Here is a 1,091-nt window from a genome sequence, read left to right on the forward strand (position 1 = left end):
CGCGTCATGGGTTCCATTGTGGACGACATCGGGCCATCGCACAGCACCAATTCGGGGGCGGTACGCTGGGCGGTCGAACGAGGGCGGGCAGACGGGGAGGTGGGCGCGATGACGGATGCCCCCGAGCCCGACATCCTCGTCGACGAACGCCTCGCCCGGGATCTCGTGGCGGCGCAGCACCCCGACCTCGCCGGCCCCGTCGTGCTGCTCGCGAACGGATGGGACAACATGATGTTCCGCCTCGGCGAACACCACCTCGTGCGGTTGCCGCGTCGAACGGTCGCCGTCGACCTGGTGCTGCACGAGCAACGCTGGCTGCCGTCGATCGCCGACCGCGTCTCGGTGCCGGTGCCCGCACCGGTGCGGATCGGCCGTCCGGCTCCCGAACTGGGGTTCGACTTCCCGTGGAGCATCCTCCCCTGGTTCGACGGGGTGAGCGCGGCCGACGTGGAACCCGCGGCGCGAGCGGTCGCAGCGTCGTCGCTCGCGAACTTCGTCGCGGAACTCGGGGTCGTTGCGCCGGCGGAGGCGCCGGTGAACGCGTATCGGGGCGTGCCGCTCGTCGAGCGCGACGAGGTCGTGCGAGGCCGGCTCGAGCGGGGACTCGCCGGGGCCCATCCCGAAAAAATCGAGGCGCTCCGCGCCGTCTGGAACCGTGGACTGGCCGCGCCGGAGTGGTCGGGTCCAGCGGTGTGGGTGCACGGCGACCTGCACCCGGCCAACCTCGTGCTCGCGGCATCCGGAGGCCTCGCGGCGGTCGTCGACTTCGGCGATGTCTGCGCCGGCGACCCGGCGTGCGACCTCGCGACGGCTTGGCTCACCTTCGACGCTCCGGCGCGGGCCGCCTTCCGCGCCGAACTCGACGGGCTTCGCGAGACGGATGCCGCGTTGTGGGACCGTGCTCGAGCGTGGGCGCTCGTGCTCGGCAGCGCGATCGTCGACGCGATCGGCACCGGAGGGCGTCTCGGCCGGGTCGGCGTGCACGCGCTCGACGCGGTGCTCCTCGACTGAGGCGGTCACTCCCCCTGCACAGGCGGACGTTGCGTTTCGCGACTCACGTTCACGGCCCTCGCCTGACCGCGGCCGGACCC

1 protein-coding gene is annotated in these 1,091 nt (G+C 72.6%); it reads left to right on the forward strand.

Translation table 11 applies throughout. The features are described from left to right. Window positions 1–1,011 (forward strand): aminoglycoside phosphotransferase family protein (locus ACFWWU_RS37435; RefSeq protein ID WP_384153735.1); only part of this gene is annotated, 1,011 nt, incomplete at its 5' end. Window positions 1,012–1,091: the final 80 nt, after the last annotated feature.

Origin of the sequence: Streptomyces sp. NPDC058650 (genome assembly GCF_042717315.1) — a bacterium.
Classification (GTDB): domain Bacteria; phylum Actinomycetota; class Actinomycetes; order Streptomycetales; family Streptomycetaceae; genus Streptomyces.